Source organism: Pectinatus sottacetonis (genome assembly GCF_015732155.1).
Taxonomy (GTDB): domain Bacteria; phylum Bacillota; class Negativicutes; order Selenomonadales; family Selenomonadaceae; genus Pectinatus; species Pectinatus sottacetonis.
The window spans coordinates 787,490-804,399 of record NZ_WIQK01000001.1 but is presented as its reverse complement, the minus strand read 5'-3'; the positions used below and the strand labels follow the sequence as shown (position 1 = coordinate 804,399).

Genomic DNA, 16,910 nt, shown 5'->3' with positions numbered 1-16,910 from the left:
ATGAGTATTTTACTGGAAGCTAAGGATGTATCAAAAATGTTTGGCGGGTTGAAAGCTGTCAGTAATTTTAATATGGTGATAAATGAAGGAGAGCTGGTCGGGCTTATAGGACCAAATGGAGCGGGTAAAACAACGGCTTTTAATTTATTTACAGGTGTTTATCAACCTACTACCGGAGTTATTAATTTTGCCGGGAAAAGTCTTGCTGGGATGAAACCTTCGCAGATAACCCAAAGAGGAATTGCCCGTACATTCCAAAATATACGCCTTTTTTCTGAATTAAGTGTGTTGGATAATGTCAAGATTGCGTATCATACGCATTTGCATTACACTTTAGTAGAAGCAGTTTTGCGTATTGGACGGTATGGAAAAGAAGAAGAAAGAATAGAAAAAGCAGGTAGGGAATTATTAAAGATATTTAATCTTGCTGATAAAGCAGATGAAATTGCTAAAAATTTACCTTATGGGGCGCAGCGCCGCTTGGAAATAGCACGTGCATTAGCGACCAGACCAAAACTTTTATTATTGGATGAGCCTGCTGCAGGAATGAATCCACAGGAAACCAAGGAGCTTATGGACATGATTAGATGGATAAGAAAAGAATTTGCCTTGTCTATACTGCTCATAGAACATGATATGAGTCTTGTAATGGGAATTTGCGAGCGAATATATGTTTTAGAATATGGTTCGATTATTGCGCAGGGCATTCCTGAAGAAATTAAGAAAGATCCGGAAGTTATTCGGGCTTATCTTGGCGGGGAGGCTTAATGATGGCGGCAATGCTAAAAGTAGATAATATAAATGTATTTTATGGAGCAATTCATGCTATCAAGGGAATTAGTATGGAAGTAAACCAGGGAGAAATTGTTACACTCATCGGAGCTAATGGTGCTGGTAAATCGACAACTCTTCGGACTGTTTCCGGACTGCTTAAGCCGAAGGATGGTATTATTTCCTTTGAAGATAAAATTATAAGTGGCGTGGCAGCTCATAAAATTGTGGAATATGGCATATCCCAGGTTCCAGAAGGCCGGCGTATTTTTGCTAATATGACCGTAATGGAAAATCTTGAACTTGGTGCATATATACGAAAAGATAAAAGTAAGATACGGACAGATTTAGATCGGGTATTCACGCATTTTCCGCGTTTAGCAGAACGGAAAAAACAAGAAGCTGGGACTTTATCAGGCGGGGAACAGCAGATGCTGGCAATGGGACGTGCCCTTATGAGCAGTCCACGGTTGCTATTGCTTGATGAACCATCAATGGGGTTGGCACCTCTTCTCATAAAAGAAATATTTGCTATAATAAAAAATATTAATGAAGCAGGAACAACTGTACTTCTTGTAGAACAAAATGCTAATATGGCTTTATCAATTGCTAATCGTGCCTATGTTTTGGAAACAGGTAAAATAACATTGAGTGGTGATGCGAAAAAGCTTGCTGCCAGTGAAGAGGTCCGTAAAGCATATCTCGGTGGATAATATCAATTGTTAGTGAAGGGAGATAAAAATATTGTTTGTATCAAATTATATGACTAAAAATCCGGTTACAGTATCTGCTGATACCTCTATTGATGAAGCAGCCGGACTTATGAAAATGAACCATTTTCGTCGTCTTCCCATAGTTGAAAACGGAAAGGTGCTGGGGATTATAAGCGATCGTGATATTTCCCGCATTGCCCCTTCTCCGGCTACTACTTTGGCAAAGTATGAAATAAATTCTCTTTTGTCTAAAATGACTGTTAAGGACATAATGTCAACGCCGATTGTTTCTGTTTCTGAAGATGCTACTGTTGAAGAAGCAGCGCTTATTATGTGTAATAATAAAATAGGCGGATTGCCTGTCATTAGTAGCGTAGGGATTTTAGTAGGTATTATTACTGAGACTGATATTTTTCGGGTATTTGTTAAAGTTATGGGGCTTGCGAGTGGTAAGACAAGAGTTACACTAGATTTTCAGGATAAAATTGGGGCAACAAAAGAAATTTCTGATGTATTTGCCAGTCATCAGTTAAATATTGATAGTTTTGTTTCTTTTAATACACCTAACGGAGATTCGGAAGCAATAATCCGCGGTGATTTTCCTGATTTAACGGCTATAGTTGCCGATTTAGAAAAACTGGGATATACAGTATCTCATATTACTAAAATTGGAAATTCTCACAACTAATTTATTTAGTATATTGAAGTATCCTTTTGTTATATTTGAGCATGAATTAATGGGGCTGCTACATAATAACATTGATATCATAAATATGTACTCTGCTTACTGCGGTGTTTTTAAAGATGGGCAGAAGGATAGAAAACGGCATGTTTATGAAGTAAAATGTTTGTGTGTAGCAGTTTTATTAATTTTTTTATAAAGGTAGTATAATCAATATTTGGGAATAAAAAGCAAATACGCTTGTTTACTAGACGATAAAACATAAGATAGATAAATTATTATGTAAAAGGACTTGAGTAATAGATTGTATGCTGATATAATCTAATTTAGACTATTTATTAGATCAGGTCTTTTACAAGGGGAGTAAGTTTATGAATATTGTTGAAAGTGATGTTTTAAAACGTCGTACAGCATATTTGTCAGTGATATCTAATACGGTGCTTGTTATATTGAAATTATGCGTGGGTTTGTATGTTGGTGCAGTAAGCCTTGTGTCAGAAGCGATGCATTCAGGAGTTGATTTAATAGCGGCCTTAATTGCTTTTTGGGCAGTAAGAAAGGCTATGATACCCCCAGATCAAAAATATGATTACGGATATGGTAAATATGAAAATTTATCCTCGGCAGTGGAAGCAATACTTATAGTTGCAGCAGCAGTAATGATTATCTATGAAGCTGTGGACAAGTTTCGCGCACCTCACCAGATGCAGTATCTGCAATATGGTATATTAATAATGGCCGTATCGATAGTTATAAATATTTTTGTCTCCAGAAAACTTATTTCTGTAGGGAAGCAGACTGATTCCCAGGCCCTTGAAGCTGATGGACTGCATTTACAGTCAGATGTATGGACATCTGTAGGAGTAATGATAGGTCTTTTTGGTATGCACATCCTTGGCTGGTATTGGCTTGATCCAGTGGTAGCAATACTGGTAGCACTTATTATCTTTCGCGCAGGCTATAAAATGATAGTAAAAAGTACCCGTGATTTGACAGATGCAAGTCTTTCTGCTGAATACGAAAAGAAAATCAGTACAATTTTCATGAAACATAAGGATGTTCTAGGCTATCATAATTTGCGTACACGTTCAGCGGGAGCTTATAAAATGATTGACGCACATATAAGCTTTGATTCTAATATGAAATTAGGGCAAGTACATGCTGTCTGTGATGCAATAGAATTTGAAATAAAAAAAGCAATGGGGCCGACTGTGGATGTTATAATTCATCCAGAGCCTATTGAAAAAGTTGCAGAAGACACTTGTAAAATAGATAAAAAAGAAAATAATTAACGGGGGAAATAACATGGAAAAAGTTAATTATCAAAAAGGCGATATTGTTAAGATGAAAAAGAAACATCCATGTGGCAGCGATCAATGGGAAATACTGCGCGTTGGTATGGATTTTGGCATAAAATGCTGTGGATGTGGTCATTATGTGATGATGCCGCGGCCCAAGTTTGAAAAAATGGCAAAAAAAATTGTCGGAAACGCCAGAACAGAAGATAATTTATGATAACGGTCAGGAAATTTTGTGCTTCCAGTATATATCATATTTGGCAGGTTGAATTTTATTAATAAATATGGTATAATCTTAATGCTTTTTGATGATGGAGAGGTGTCCGAGTGGTCGAAGGTGATTGACTCGAAATCAATTGTACCGCAAGGTACCGTGGGTTCGAATCCCACCCTCTCTGCCATAATGAAATCAAGGCTTTGCGAATTTTCGCAGGGCCTTTTATTTATATAAAATTGTATTAAATGATGTTTTTGACAACATTTTGACAACAAATAAAAATTTAGGTACTATCATTTACAAGTTGATATTTTAATAGTATTAAAGGGAGTTGAGATAATGGAAGAGAAAAATGAAATTAGTGATGAGACACGATTAAAAGATAAATATGTAGAAATATATTATTCCGAAAATTATCATATATCATATAATAATGATAATGTCTATATTAATGGAGAAGAAATTGACGAAGATGAAATAAATAAAAATCCGAAAGAATATGCATATAAAAAAATGAGAGATAAATATGCCGAGGTTTTGTCACGGCAATATGAAAATATAGTTGTTTTGTCTGGATCTGGAACTTCAAAAGGAATAGGTGAGGGAAAAAAAGGAAAAACAATGTACGAATTGTGGACGGCGGTGGAAACAGAAATTGGAAAAGAGAAATTAGAGAAACTTGCGGAAATAATAAAATTTGATAAGAAAAGTACTGATTTAGAAGCATTTTTATCAAAAGCTATATTGTCACAAAAATTTTTGTGCAAAGATGTTATAGAACAATATATACAAAAAATTAAAAAAATTATTCAAAAAGAATGTACCTTAAAATTATCTGATGAGGCACCTCATTTAAAATTTTTAAAAAAATTAACGTCTAGAAAACTTAAATATTCAAGAGCTAAGATTTTTACTTTGAATTACGATTTGTTATTTGAACAAGCAGCATCAAAAGGAGGGTATGTAGTAATTGATGGTTTTTCGTTTACATATCCAAGATCATTTAATGGAATAAATTTTGATTATGATATAGTCACAAGAAATATTAATAGGTCACAGTATGAAGAAAATTTTTTAGCAAAGGTATTCCATTTGTATAAGCCGCATGGATCTCTTGATTGGAAAAAAAATTCTAATGGAGAAATAGTTAAAATAAGTGATGTTGAGGCATCTATAGATACACTAATGATTTATCCTAGTAGTAATAAATATGAAAGTTCATATGAACAACCATATTTTGAAATGATTTCAAGATTTCAACAAGAATTGCGTACTAAAAATGTATTACTATTAGTTATAGGATTTAGTTTTTACGATAAGCATATTAGTGCAATGATAGAAGAAGCTTTAAATGTTAATCAAAGTATAACGATTATGATTGTGGCACCAAACGTTATTGATAAAGACTCATTTCAAGAATATAAAAAGAAGGCATCTAAGATTGGCAATGTATGCCTTATAAATGAAAGATTTGAGGAGTTTGTTGATTATTATCCAGCCTCGGATATTTATAATTATTTTAATAATGAGGAGAATAAAATAAATGATACCATTTAACTCAAATTATTTTATAGGATATGTAAATTATGTCAATCCTCAATATATAAAAGTTCATTTTCCATCATCAATATTATTAAATAAATATATTTTTTCTGGTGAAGAATTTAATGGAGGATTAATTGGTACATTTGTAACAATTGAAGGAGAGAATTACGGATTTATAGGGAAAATTTCAGAGTTAAATTTACCTGAAAAAGAAAGGTTATCTCTTAGTGAAAAAGCTTTTCAAAGTTCAGATTTTCATCCTACTGCTAAAGTTGAAATTTTGCTTTCTTTTGATTATTTTGATAGTAAAAAAGTTCAACGAACATTAAATGCCTTTCCTAGCATTGGTTCAAAAGTATATATTTGTCCTAAACAATTTATTCAACAATATGTTATGAGCTTTGGAGTAAAAAGTGATGACGATAAAATTCTAATAAAATTAGGTAAATTAACATCTAATAGACATACATTGGTAAATATTAGCCAACAAGCTATATTTGGTAGACATTGTGCAATAGTAGGAACCACTGGAGGAGGGAAAAGTTGGAGTGTATCAAAATTAATAGAGTCGATGATGAAAAATCATACAAAGGCAATACTTATAGATCCAACGGGAGAATATAGCGATATAGCAAGCAATGGGGATGCAGATTCTGTTGTCCTTGGAGATGATTGTTATTTTTCGTATAGAAAATTAACAATAGAAGATTTATTTTTTCTTGTACGTCCAGCAGAGAAGATACAGGCACCCAAATTATTAGAAGCAATTAGATCGCTAAAATGTATTGAATTAGGTATTAAAGAGAAGGATGGTATTTCAAGTTTTTGTCAAAATGGATGTCTGATAAAAACAGGTCTAAATAAATTAAGTTATGAACGATATTGTTATGAAAATGATGCTGAAATTGAAAATGGAATTTTATCGTTTGATATTAATAAACTAGAATGGCAGATTAATAATGAATGTGTATGGCCATCCAAAGGTAATAATACAACATTGTATGGGAATCCTAATTCTGCAGATTTAGGAAATTGTATAAGTTTAATAACTCGTATAGGAAGTATTAGACGTACTGGTATATGGGAGTCTGTATTTGGATTTTCAAACGATAAGAAAGATAAAATTGATTTAACAGAAAAAATTGATAATTTTATAGATGATAATAAAAAATTCCTTTTGCGTATTGGATTTGAGAAATTGGGATTTGAATCCCAAGGTAGAGAAATTGCCGCAAATGCTATTGGCAAATATTTATTAGACAAGGCACGGAAAAACAAATTTAAAAAAAATCCGGTGGTACTATTCTTGGATGAGGCACATCAATTTTTAAAAAAGGATGTAACAGACAATTATTTTAATACATCTGCATTATCATCATTTGATCAAATTGCTAAAGAGTGTAGGAAATATGGATTGTTTTTATGTTTAGCAACGCAAATGCCCAGAGATATTCCAGTAGGAACTCTAAGCCAGATGGGAACATTCCTTGTTCATAGATTAATTAATTATAATGATAAAGAAGCAATTAAGCAGGCCTGTTCATCAGCAAATTCGGAATTGTTATCATTTCTCCCTGTATTAGGAGAAGGTGAAGCAATTTTGACAGGAGTAGATTTTCCTATGCCATTAACAATAAAAATTGATAAGCCTAATATTCCCCCAGATTCGAGAACACCAATTTTTAAAAAAATAGATTAATATTTATCATGAAATGAACTTTCTAGTTCGAAAATTATTCACAAAATAAGTCAATACTATTCCTAGAAAATAAAAATTAATACAATTTTGGATTATTATCAATATCATTCCTAGACTACATATACTGGTACTAGTAGGATGTTCAAATGATGAGTATATATAGTATATAAAATTTTTTATTCCAAAACAATTAAAATACATATACCAAAATGCAAAATCAAAATATATTTCAATGTAGTTTATAAAGATAAAAAACACTGATCTTATATTGCTGGCAGATGGATTTAAAAGATCTGATAGAAATAATAATTTTGCAATATATGTTATAGTTTCCAACATTAAAAATATTGATATAATTAAAATTGATATTGAAAGTGCAGTTGCGATTGATGATAAATAAGGTAATTTAAGAACTGTAATAATGTCATAAAAAAATGATGAATAGTTAGTTATAATGAGAAAAATTAGTGGGAGTATGCATTTTGTAATGGTATATTTTTCTATGGTTTCTCGTCGTTTTTCCGTAAGCGATCAATCAAATGGTGTATAGAAAAAATGCCGCTAATCCTGTATTCTACATACAAGGACTAGCGGCATTTTTATAACTTTATAATTATTGTAAAGTGAACCCCTTTGTCAAGACAGATTTTTTATAAAAATAAGTTAGGTTTTTGAAAATTAAATTTTATAAATATCACCTGCCAGATGTGAAATATATTTCCTGTGGGGTATTATAATTCAGGCTTTGATGCAGCCGTTTTTCGTTGTAATATTTCATATATTCATTGATGCCGATACGAGCTTCTCTTGGAGATCTATATTCTCTCGGATACACATTCTCATATTTTACGGTACGCCATAAGCGTTCAATGAAAATATTATCATAGGCACGTCCACGGTGATCCATGCTTATTTTGCAACCAGCATCAATAAAAATCTTAGTGTATCGCGGACTGGTAAAATCACTGCCTTGATCACTGTTCATAATCGTTGGGGTTCCTATCTGTAACGCTTTGCGACTAGTTTCTAGTACGAAACCGATATCCATTGTGTCATCTAACATCCAAGCGATGATGTACCGTGAATACCAGTCAATAATGGCTGTCAGGTACAACCATGAAGAACGAATTGGGATATATGTTATGTCAATGCTCCAGACTTGATCAGGATGTTCTATTGTTAAGCCTTTCAGTAGATACGGATATATGGGATTTTGCGGATTGGGCCGAGAGGTATTCTGCCTAGGATAAATAGCCTGTATGCCCATTTGCTGCATATGTCTCAATACTGCTTTATGATTAATGTGAATACTTTCATAGCGGTTTAACCAGGCGCATATGCGGCGGTATCCAAACTCTGGATGTGCTGTATATATTTCATCAATATGTCGTTTAACTTCCAAATCATCAGTATCCGGTAATCTGTGTCTGTAATATAACGTAGTTCTATTAATGGACAGCAGGCTGGCCTGCTCAGCAATAGAAACATTTGCATTAGACCAATCTACCAGCGATTGCCTGGCAGTCGAAGAAAAATCACAGACCAGATTTTTTTTTCAACCACTCATTTTGAGTAGTTAGTTTGCCAATTTGAGCATAGAGTTCATCAATTTCGGCCTCGTGTTCTTTTTTCTCTTTACGTTTCTGGGCAGCATCGTTTTCAAAAACAGACGCTAATCCAGCGATAGCTTCGTTTTTCCATCTTGAAAGCATGTTTGGATGAATGCCATGTTCTGAAGCAATTTCGTTGAGCGTGCGTTCACCTTTTAAGACTTCAAGAACCAGTTTCGCTTTTTCGTTAGGTGTGTGCGGATTACGTTTCATAAGAATGTCTCCTTCATCTAAAATATTAGTCAATACCTAACTTAAAAACAACTGATTTTTTGTCTTAATTTATGGGTTCATTATATTGACTACAGTTATTTTTTATTTCGTCACTCCATGGCAGATAATTTTCTATCAGCGCAGGATTATGAATAATTGGCTGGTTAGGCAGCTTTTTAAATATGTATTCAAGATATTTATAAGCATCTATTTTATTTGCTTTGCAGGTTTCTATTATGCTGTATACTGCGGCGCTTGCTTTGGCTCCTTTGGGCGAACCGGAAAACAGCCAGTTTTTCCGGCCTATGGTAAATGGACGGATGCTGTTTTCTGCTAGGTTATTGGATATGTCACAATGACCATTTTCTAGGTAGGTCTGCAATTTTTGCTGGTTGTTTAGGGCATAGTTTATTGCTTTGCCTAGTTTGGATTTTGGCAATATTTTATTTTTGTTTATTTTAAGGTATGACCAATAATAGTTTATATATTTTTTATAAATTTAAAAGGTTTCATTAGGTTATAATGCAATTCTTGGGTGGGTATCATAATAAGCGGCAAATTCATCTGTATTTGAATATGGTAGGTCAACATGCATAAAAGATGCCATTTTATATAATCCATCAGTTATATAATTAATATTATTTTCTTCAAAACCAATATTAATGACTTGATTTAATTCAACAAATCCTTGCTGTTGTTTTTTTAATAATTCAATTCCTTGTGTATTGCAAGTTTCAATAGCATAATCAATATCAGTAATTCTTGCATTAAATATTTCAATGATACGATTGCGTCGTTGTGCAGACTTAATACTAAACAAATCGACTCTATCTAATAATATCATAAATGCAGTTGATGCAATTCCAGAAAAAAATGTTGAAAATATGACAGACCATGGTTCTCCAATAGCAAGTTTTGATAATAATGCTTCAATTCCTACTCCAGCAATTGCTAGTACGCTTCCCCCAATAATTTTTATAAGGGCATCACCTTTTTCAGCAGTAGTCATTGATTTACTTTCTTTACCAAAAAGTGTTTTAAAAGATGACATAAATAATTTAATGCCTTCTTTGATAAGTTTTAATACATGCTTAAAAATACCTGTAAAAAGGCTAATGATTCCTTCAACAAAAGAAGAAAGCAAGTTCTTAATAAAATCGATTAAATTGTTTTTTAGGAATGGGAGCATGTTATCTATAACATATTTTTTTACTCGGTTAAATCGGATATAAAAGGCATCAGTAACCGAAGCTACACCTACACCATGGCTCATACCATTGATAGCTATATCTTTTACTTCATAATAAAGTGGTTTTATCATAAATAAAATTGTATTACCAATAGCATAATCTTTGGACTGAGTTGTAGCATTTTTCATTGTAGAGTCCAATATTTTTTGCTGTTTCTTTTTAATTAACCTTGCATCTATGTTTGATCGTTCTTCTCGGGTAAGCGTTCTGCCAAGTCTTTTTTCTTCCGCATCACAAGCTTGTTTTCTAGCAATACGATCTGTGTGTCCTTTACCAGTAATATTATTAAAAACAGTTTTATTTGCAGACCATTCAATGCTTTCCTGAGCATCATTGGCTTTTTTTATCATTCTTTCTTTTGTTTCAGAATCTAGATTGTTTCCCATTTTTTCAATGAATTGCTTATTGGATTTATCATTTTTTGCCGCATTTAATGAGCCAGAGGTAATAGCGAAATTAGAATCATCATTAGCTATTTTCTTGATATCATCATCACTTAATGCATAATTGTTTTTAAATTGTTTTTGTATTGTTGCTAGTGGAACGATATGGTCTGTTTCAGCTTGGAATTCTCGACTATATTCTCCATGACGCTTATCATAATTATTTTTTTTGCCAGTAATATTTATTTTTCCTGTATATTCATCTTCTAAATTTTTATTTTTGCCCGCTTCTTCTATTTTTTTATTGCGATATTTGTTCATTTCATTTTGATTCTCATATTTTTTTCGATTATATGGATCTTTCTCATGAAGATTTCGCGTAAAATTTTCTTTATAGATTTTCTCCGTTAGTTTTGTATCTTCTTGATTTGTTTTAGAGTTATTTTTTATTCCCCCACCAAAATTGCCTACATATTCTGAATTATTAACATGCTCTGTATATCCATCAGTATCACTAATTTGATCAGTAACTTGATATGAAAAATTTTCACAATCATCGATAATTCTTGATGCGGTTAGACCTTTTCGACCTGCTAGACGACCAAAAGAAGTTCCTTGAATTAGACTATCTGCAATTGATAAAAATATCGGTTTAATAATGTTAGTTTCTTTATCTTTATTAGTTGCAAATTCCTGATATACTTCATCAATAATTTGCTGTGCAGATTTAGAATCATACATCTCCATTTTTTGTATAATCTTAGCTGCATTTAATGGGGATGCATTTTCTAATTCTTGCATAGATTGATCAAAATTTTTTTTCACAATACACTTCTCCTTTATGCTGCTGCCAAAATATCATCTATTTCTGTGTATTGTTTCTTTATTGTTTTGGCAATGTTTTCTACAGTTATTTCATTGTGTAAATCTAAAACTTGCATATTAACCATGGCACTTAATATTTTGCTAGTAATATCTAAAGCTTCCAATTCTTTTTGTTGTACTCGGGGCAGATTAGATACTTTCATTTGTGTGCGAACCACTTTATGCATAAAGCTTATATTTCGAACATAAAGATAGTCTAATGCACAAGCTACCCTTTGTAGCAGCATTATATACTTATTTTCCATTGTAGTAAAATAAAACTCTATATTACTTAATGAAGTATTAAGTATATTCAACCTTGATACTTCAGCTTTCATTTTTTTAATATTTTCATCGACTACTATTTCTTGTTCTAGTACAGCATCCAAAGATTCTGAGGCTTTTTTTCTTGTATAAAATCCTAGTGTAAGAATACTTTCAACAGTTGTCTTAAATTTATGATTATCAAAGTCTATCTTAAATAATTTTGATTTATGCTGGATATTTTCTATATTAAGTTTTTTTGCAACATATTCTTCATGTGGAAATATTTGATTTATATCATAATCAGCAAATTGTTTTAATTTATCTGCCATTAAGGGGAAAAGTTGGGTTTTTATATTTACCTTACTTTTGTTAATACATTTAACATGATTTTTAATCTGGTCAATTAATATGGACGAATCATTATCAAAAGCAGCTTTTGCATCTATATATTTTTGTCTTATTTTTTCATATAGTTCTTGTGCTTCTTTTATTTTATCCTTTCCTGTAAATTTATTCCAAACATTAGTTGTTCCTTGTTTTATGGCACTAACTCCTGATTTACATTTATCAATACCTTTTTCAACAATATTTTTTACTGCACTATATGTGTTAGAAAAAAATGAACCTGCACTAGACCAAAATCCCATTATTATCCCCTGCCTTATCTTTTATTAATAAATTCACAAGCCTCTTTTACTAAATCATTAAAATCCTGTGTCCAACGAATCATTTTTTTTATTTCGGAATCACGGAACCCCCATTCTATTCCTAATTTTTTTATCCAATTCTGTTCATTTACATCAATTTCTTCATCAGCATCTAATATCCCAGATAATTCAATAATTATTACTTTCTTTACTCTTTTTGTGCTTCCCTGAAATATTGTTACTAAGCTATCATAAGATTTATCTTTTAATTGATAATTTTGTAAGTTTAATTCTGATTGGTAAGTATTAAATGCTTTTTTTTCGCTTTCTTTGATAATTCCATCTGCATCCATAGCGATTTTAGCTAATTCTAAGAAATTTTTACCTTCAGTTTCATTTAATAAATTCAAAAACATTTTCATCACTCCTTGTGATAGTTAAATTATATTTCCTTGTAAATCAAATTTTGTTATTTTATAAAAATGCTTACCATTTTTCAGTATTGTTTCTTTTCGTTGTGCAATTTGCCCATTGGGATGAAATTCGAGTTCAATAACTGGATGTCCTTCATTATTATAATTTTTACTTTTAGTTTTATGACCATTAGTATCAAACTCTATAATGTAAGTCACTCTATTGTTTTCGATCATTTCACTCATAATTAAATTATTATTTTGATAGGTGTTTTTTACTGTTTTTCCAGTATTATCATCTTTTATAGTTTCTACTCGATTTGGGTCTTTTTTATCCCATTTAGGGATTTCTTGGCTTAATCGTTTTTTGATATTATCGGAAGAGTACTTTGAGATAGTATCACTGTCTATATCATTTTTTGCTGAATGAGTAATATTCATTTCCGGATTTTTAGCAATTGTTATTGTAGAGGTCAGATCTGATAATTTTTTTATTAAAGACTCTAGTTGGTTTTTTTTGTTTTCATTATACTTTGTTATAGAATCATAATTTTCATGCAAAATATCTTGTATGCTATAATAATTTTTTTGATTATTTTCCTGTAGTGTTTTTAACTTAGATTCCAATTCTGTAAAGTTATTTCCAATGTCATGGGAGTGATTTTCAATGTTATGCGTAGTCTCATATATTAATTTTTTAAATCCTTGAGCAAGTTCTGTTATCTGTTTATCAATTTGATTAATATCCTGAATTGATTGTTCAAGATCGTTTTCTATTTTAATTGTATTTTTGTTTATAAGCTTAATAAGTGATTGGTGTGTTATTGGAATGCTATTATTAATTTTTTTTATTTCTATTTCAATAAACTTAAAATTTTTATATAAATCATTCTGTTCTATTTCTAATTTATGTAAAGACTCTTGCAGAGTTGTTTTAACTTCTAAAATAGAAGATTTAGTTATATTGATTAAATTATTAATTTCAGCAGAATTAGCTGATTGTTCTTGTCTGTTAATAATCAATTCATTTTTTAAAGTTTTTGTATTATCAATAGCACTATTCATAATAATATCTTTATTAGCATCTAATTTCTTCTGTATATTCACAATATCATGTGACTGCTTTTGGGATGCGATTTCAACTGTTTTATTTACTTCAAATATTGTAGATTCAGTTTTTGAGAGTGTGTTTAGGAAATATGTTACTATATATTCTTTACTTTTATTTACCTCTAGTAACAATTCGTGCTGGTTATTATTCAGGTGCATATTATATTCTTTTCTGAAAGTAAAGCTTTGACTTTCAAGCACATTCAAATGATCTATAATATTTATACCTAAATCGATTAATGAATCAATAAACAATTGTTTAATTTCTTGATGGTTTTTACTAATGTTATTAATAGAGTCGCGAACTATACTATTTGTTTCTTGGACTATTAAATTTAATTTTTCTGATTTTTTCTCTACAGAAGCAATTGCATTACTTGCTTCTGTTTTTATATCGTTTGCTTTATTATCAATAGCTAAAATAAATGCTTCTTTATTGTTGTTAATAAGATTGTTATTTTCATCTAAACGAGTGAGCAATATTTCTTGATTGTCTAACTGTTTTTCTATCAATATTACGATGTTGTTTTGCAACCAGTTTTGTATATCTTCTTTAGATTTATCTATTTTTGATAAAACTGCAGTAATGTTTTCAGTATTAATCTTTTCCTGAGAATTAATAAAATCATTGAGTTTCAATGTTAATGAATTTTCAAGAGTTTTAGTCATTGATTCTGTATCATTAAATTTTTTTTGCATGTAATTTTGCAGTTCATTAATTTTATTTTCATTTATATGTTTAGTTTCCGTATTATAGTTATCTATAATATGTAAAATATTTTCAAATTTAGTGCGCTGCTCATTATCTATCATTTTTTTATAGGAATTAAAGCGTTTTATCATAAAAATTGACCAAATTAATAAAAATATTATGTTATTTATTATAGTTATAAATGGCGAAATTGAATACTGACTAATAAGCCCATAATTTATAGTTAACAATACACCTAAGATAGCAGTTGCATAAAAACAATCAGTTATTCGTATATTTTTTGATTCATTTTCAGTATTCACTATGTAAATTACTCCTTAGTAGATAATTACGTAAATTATATTTTATTATTCAACAGATATTATTTATATAATATCATCTTATAGTATATTTTAAAATACTAATATATATTAAATTTCTCATTGTGCTAGTAAAAATTTAATAGTTTTAAGGTGCTATAAAAATGGTTATTGAACAAAAGTTTCCCGTTAAACAAGTTGACAAAGAATTTGGTATTTGCATAGATACTTTGCGTTCCTGGCTAAAAAAATCAGGTCTTAATCCAGTTACTGAAAATCGCAGTAATACATTAAATAAAAAAGTTTATAATTTTGAATCTCAAATTCGTATCCTTAATAAAAAACTTGATTATAACCGGCTTAGCTGTGCCGTAGAGTTTGTTATACCGATGCATTCATATTTCTCGGAGTGCTTATTATTACTATAAAATTAAAAATATCAGTAAATGCCAACAAGCTAATTCAGCTTTATTAAGAGCTATTATAACTATAATGGTCTCATAAATTAAGACATTTTCTGAACACGTTTATAATGAACCTGATATACTGTAGATAACACTCGAAAGAAGGTTCATTTATGTCTCGGAAAAGAAGAAATTTCACAGCAAAATTCAAATCGGATCTTGTTCTTGAACTGCTCAAGGGTGAGAAAGATCTCAACTCGGTAGCTACCGAAAATAGCATACAGCCAAATCTTTTGCGAAACTGGAAAAAGGAATTTCTTGATAAAGCCTCTGTTGTATTCGATGATTCCCGTGAGGAGAATATCAGAGAAAAGCTTGATGAGGAACGCAAAGAGAAAGAAGAATATGCGAAAAAGGTTGGCCAGCTCACCATGCAGGTGGACTGGTTGAAAAAAAAATCTACAGAACTCCTTGGACCTGACTACGAAAGTAAATTTAGTCCGAAACCTTTTGACGACTAAGGAACTTCCAGCTCAAAAAGGCGCTGAATTACTTGAAGTAAATCGTACTAGCATTTATTACAAAGGAACGCCAGTTTCAGAAGAAGAGCTTGCATGTAAGGCCATTATAGACCGTATTCATACGGATAATCCCGCTTGGGGCGCACGTCAAATATCATCTCAACTTAAAAACCTCGGTTATTTAGTAGGGCGCAGGAAAGCACGCCGATATATGACGGAAATAGGAATTGACGCGATATATCCGAAGATGAATCTTTCAAAGCGCATGCAGCAGGCAAAGGTATGTCCTTACTTAATGCGTAATGCCGTAATATCTCGGCCAAATCAAGCCTGGTCAATAGACATCACCTATATTCCCATCAAGCGAGGATTCCTTTATTTGACTGCTGTCATCGATTGGTATAGCCGATGTATTGTTGGCTGGTAAGTAGATGATACATTGGATACAAGAATGGTCATTCATGCACTTGGAAAAGCTTTTAGAGTTGCCAAGCCACTAATTTTAAATTCAGATCAGGGGTGCCAATTCACCAGCAATGAATATATTGAATTTCTCAAGGGGAATAATATCCGTCAAAGCATGGATGGGAAGAGACGATGGGCTGACAATATTATTATTGAACGTTGGTTTCGAAGTTTCAAGTATGAAGAAGCTTATCTGACCCAATATGCCAACCTAAAAGAGGCGCGTCAAGCAATTAAGAAGTATATCTATTCAAAGAAAATGCCCTTAAAAAATCTGTTTAGTTTACTGTTGACAATCCAACAGATTCCATAAAAGTGTTTAGTATTGTTGGGGAAAAAATAACAACTAAATGAGTATAAACATTGATGTATTAATAGTTATTTAGTTGTAAATGGAGTAATTAAAGATAGATAAAAAGATTCATATACAACTCGAAATCAATTGTACCGCAAGGTACCGTGGGTTCGAATCCCACCCTCTCTGCCATAATGAAATCAAGGCTTTGCGAATTTTCGCAGGGCCTTTTCTTTTTATGTCACTTGTATTCTCTGACGGTTTACTTTTTTATCTATAAACATCAATCTAGTAGTGGATTAATAGTCACTGCTATTACAAAATGTTGCCGGATGAATACGAAAAAATAATATATTTGTTGATTTATCTAAAAAGGGCTGTTCCACATTTTACTTATGTGGAACAGCCCTTTTTTATTTGTTGTCAATAAACTTTTAAAACATTTAACATAATCAATATTTCTATTAAGTACATAGTGAACTTTTTAATAATATATAATTTTTTTATGTAGTTTCTGGTTACCTAGATTAAG

The 16,910-nt window shown here is 31.4% G+C and carries 18 protein-coding genes, 2 tRNA genes and 1 pseudogene; 14 read left to right on the top strand and 7 right to left on the bottom strand.

What is annotated here, in order from left to right; genetic code table 11:
• The 9 genes from I6760_RS03750 (at nt 1) to I6760_RS12820 (ending at nt 7,325) form a co-directional block, all read left to right on the top strand.
• A complete protein-coding gene (locus tag I6760_RS03750; RefSeq protein ID WP_196593154.1) occupies nt 1-768 on the top strand; it encodes an ABC transporter ATP-binding protein in 768 nt (255 codons plus the stop codon).
• Nucleotides 769-779: 11 nt separating this feature from the next.
• Nucleotides 780-1,484, top strand: a complete 705-nt coding sequence (locus I6760_RS03745) for an ABC transporter ATP-binding protein (protein WP_196594752.1) — start codon at nt 780-782, stop codon at nt 1,482-1,484.
• A gap of 31 nt (nt 1,485-1,515) precedes the next feature.
• Complete coding sequence (locus tag I6760_RS03740) at nt 1,516-2,172, top strand: CBS domain-containing protein (protein ID WP_196593153.1); 657 nt, start codon at nt 1,516-1,518, stop codon at nt 2,170-2,172.
• A 365-nt stretch (nt 2,173-2,537) separates the two neighbouring features.
• A complete protein-coding gene (locus tag I6760_RS03735) occupies nt 2,538-3,458 on the top strand; it encodes a cation diffusion facilitator family transporter (RefSeq protein ID WP_231036076.1) in 921 nt (306 codons plus the stop codon).
• A gap of 13 nt (nt 3,459-3,471) precedes the next feature.
• Nucleotides 3,472-3,681 (top strand): DUF951 domain-containing protein, encoded by a 210-nt coding sequence (locus I6760_RS03730; protein WP_196593152.1) that lies wholly within the window; start codon nt 3,472-3,474, stop codon nt 3,679-3,681.
• A 96-nt stretch (nt 3,682-3,777) separates the two neighbouring features.
• A tRNA-Ser gene (locus I6760_RS03725) sits at nt 3,778-3,865 on the top strand.
• 155 nt (nt 3,866-4,020) lie between these two features.
• Entirely contained in the window at nt 4,021-5,238 is a 1,218-nt protein-coding gene (locus I6760_RS03720) for an SIR2 family protein (RefSeq protein WP_196593151.1), read from the top strand.
• Nucleotides 5,225-6,925 carry an ATP-binding protein gene (locus tag I6760_RS03715; protein ID WP_196593150.1) on the top strand — a complete coding sequence of 567 codons (1,701 nt, stop codon included), beginning with the start codon at nt 5,225-5,227 and terminating at the stop codon, nt 6,923-6,925. The genes I6760_RS03720 and I6760_RS03715 overlap by 14 nt, the downstream gene beginning before the upstream one ends.
• Before the next feature lie 268 nt (nt 6,926-7,193).
• Nucleotides 7,194-7,325, top strand: a complete 132-nt coding sequence (locus tag I6760_RS12820; protein WP_269140272.1) for a hypothetical protein — start codon at nt 7,194-7,196, stop codon at nt 7,323-7,325.
• A gap of 294 nt (nt 7,326-7,619) precedes the next feature.
• Here the strand turns inward: I6760_RS12820 and I6760_RS03710 are convergent, their stop codons facing one another.
• From I6760_RS03710 to I6760_RS03680, 7 genes and pseudogenes are all read right to left on the bottom strand, one after another.
• Nucleotides 7,620-8,435: an IS3 family transposase gene (locus I6760_RS03710; RefSeq protein ID WP_269140288.1), complete on the bottom strand. Its 816-nt coding sequence runs from the start codon at nt 8,433-8,435 to the stop codon at nt 7,620-7,622.
• Between the two features lie 25 nt (nt 8,436-8,460).
• On the bottom strand, nt 8,461-8,748 hold the full coding sequence (locus I6760_RS03705; RefSeq protein WP_196593149.1) for a transposase: 288 nt from the start codon (nt 8,746-8,748) through the stop codon (nt 8,461-8,463).
• A 64-nt stretch (nt 8,749-8,812) separates the two neighbouring features.
• A pseudogene (locus tag I6760_RS03700) lies at nt 8,813-9,241 on the bottom strand (IS66 family transposase); the annotation flags it as partial.
• Between the two features lie 24 nt (nt 9,242-9,265).
• A complete protein-coding gene (locus I6760_RS03695; protein WP_196593147.1) occupies nt 9,266-11,206 on the bottom strand; it encodes a hypothetical protein in 1,941 nt (646 codons plus the stop codon).
• Nucleotides 11,207-11,220: 14 nt separating this feature from the next.
• The gene (locus tag I6760_RS03690; RefSeq protein WP_196593146.1) at nt 11,221-12,159 is read right to left on the bottom strand and encodes a hypothetical protein; all 939 of its coding nucleotides are present in this window, start codon (nt 12,157-12,159) and stop codon (nt 11,221-11,223) included.
• Nucleotides 12,160-12,173: 14 nt separating this feature from the next.
• Nucleotides 12,174-12,575 carry a hypothetical protein gene (locus I6760_RS03685; RefSeq protein ID WP_196593145.1) on the bottom strand — a complete coding sequence of 134 codons (402 nt, stop codon included), beginning with the start codon at nt 12,573-12,575 and terminating at the stop codon, nt 12,174-12,176.
• Between the two features lie 21 nt (nt 12,576-12,596).
• Nucleotides 12,597-14,696 (bottom strand): hypothetical protein, encoded by a 2,100-nt coding sequence (locus I6760_RS03680; RefSeq protein ID WP_196593144.1) that lies wholly within the window; start codon nt 14,694-14,696, stop codon nt 12,597-12,599.
• A gap of 161 nt (nt 14,697-14,857) precedes the next feature.
• Here I6760_RS03680 and I6760_RS03675 point away from each other — a divergent pair, with 161 nt between their 5' ends.
• The 5 genes from I6760_RS03675 to I6760_RS03655 all read left to right on the top strand — a co-directional run bounded on the left by I6760_RS03675 (nt 14,858) and on the right by I6760_RS03655 (nt 16,570).
• Nucleotides 14,858-15,121: a hypothetical protein gene (locus I6760_RS03675; protein WP_196593143.1), complete on the top strand. Its 264-nt coding sequence runs from the start codon at nt 14,858-14,860 to the stop codon at nt 15,119-15,121.
• A 149-nt stretch (nt 15,122-15,270) separates the two neighbouring features.
• Complete coding sequence (locus tag I6760_RS03670) at nt 15,271-15,618, top strand: transposase (RefSeq protein WP_196592626.1); 348 nt, start codon at nt 15,271-15,273, stop codon at nt 15,616-15,618.
• Nucleotides 15,608-16,045 (top strand): DDE-type integrase/transposase/recombinase, encoded by a 438-nt coding sequence (locus tag I6760_RS03665; RefSeq protein WP_196593142.1) that lies wholly within the window; start codon nt 15,608-15,610, stop codon nt 16,043-16,045. The genes I6760_RS03670 and I6760_RS03665 overlap by 11 nt, the downstream gene beginning before the upstream one ends.
• 12 nt (nt 16,046-16,057) lie before the next feature.
• A complete protein-coding gene (locus tag I6760_RS03660; RefSeq protein ID WP_196593141.1) occupies nt 16,058-16,396 on the top strand; it encodes a DDE-type integrase/transposase/recombinase in 339 nt (112 codons plus the stop codon).
• An 81-nt stretch (nt 16,397-16,477) separates the two neighbouring features.
• A tRNA-Ser gene (locus tag I6760_RS03655) sits at nt 16,478-16,570 on the top strand.
• Nucleotides 16,571-16,910 lie beyond the last annotated feature (340 nt).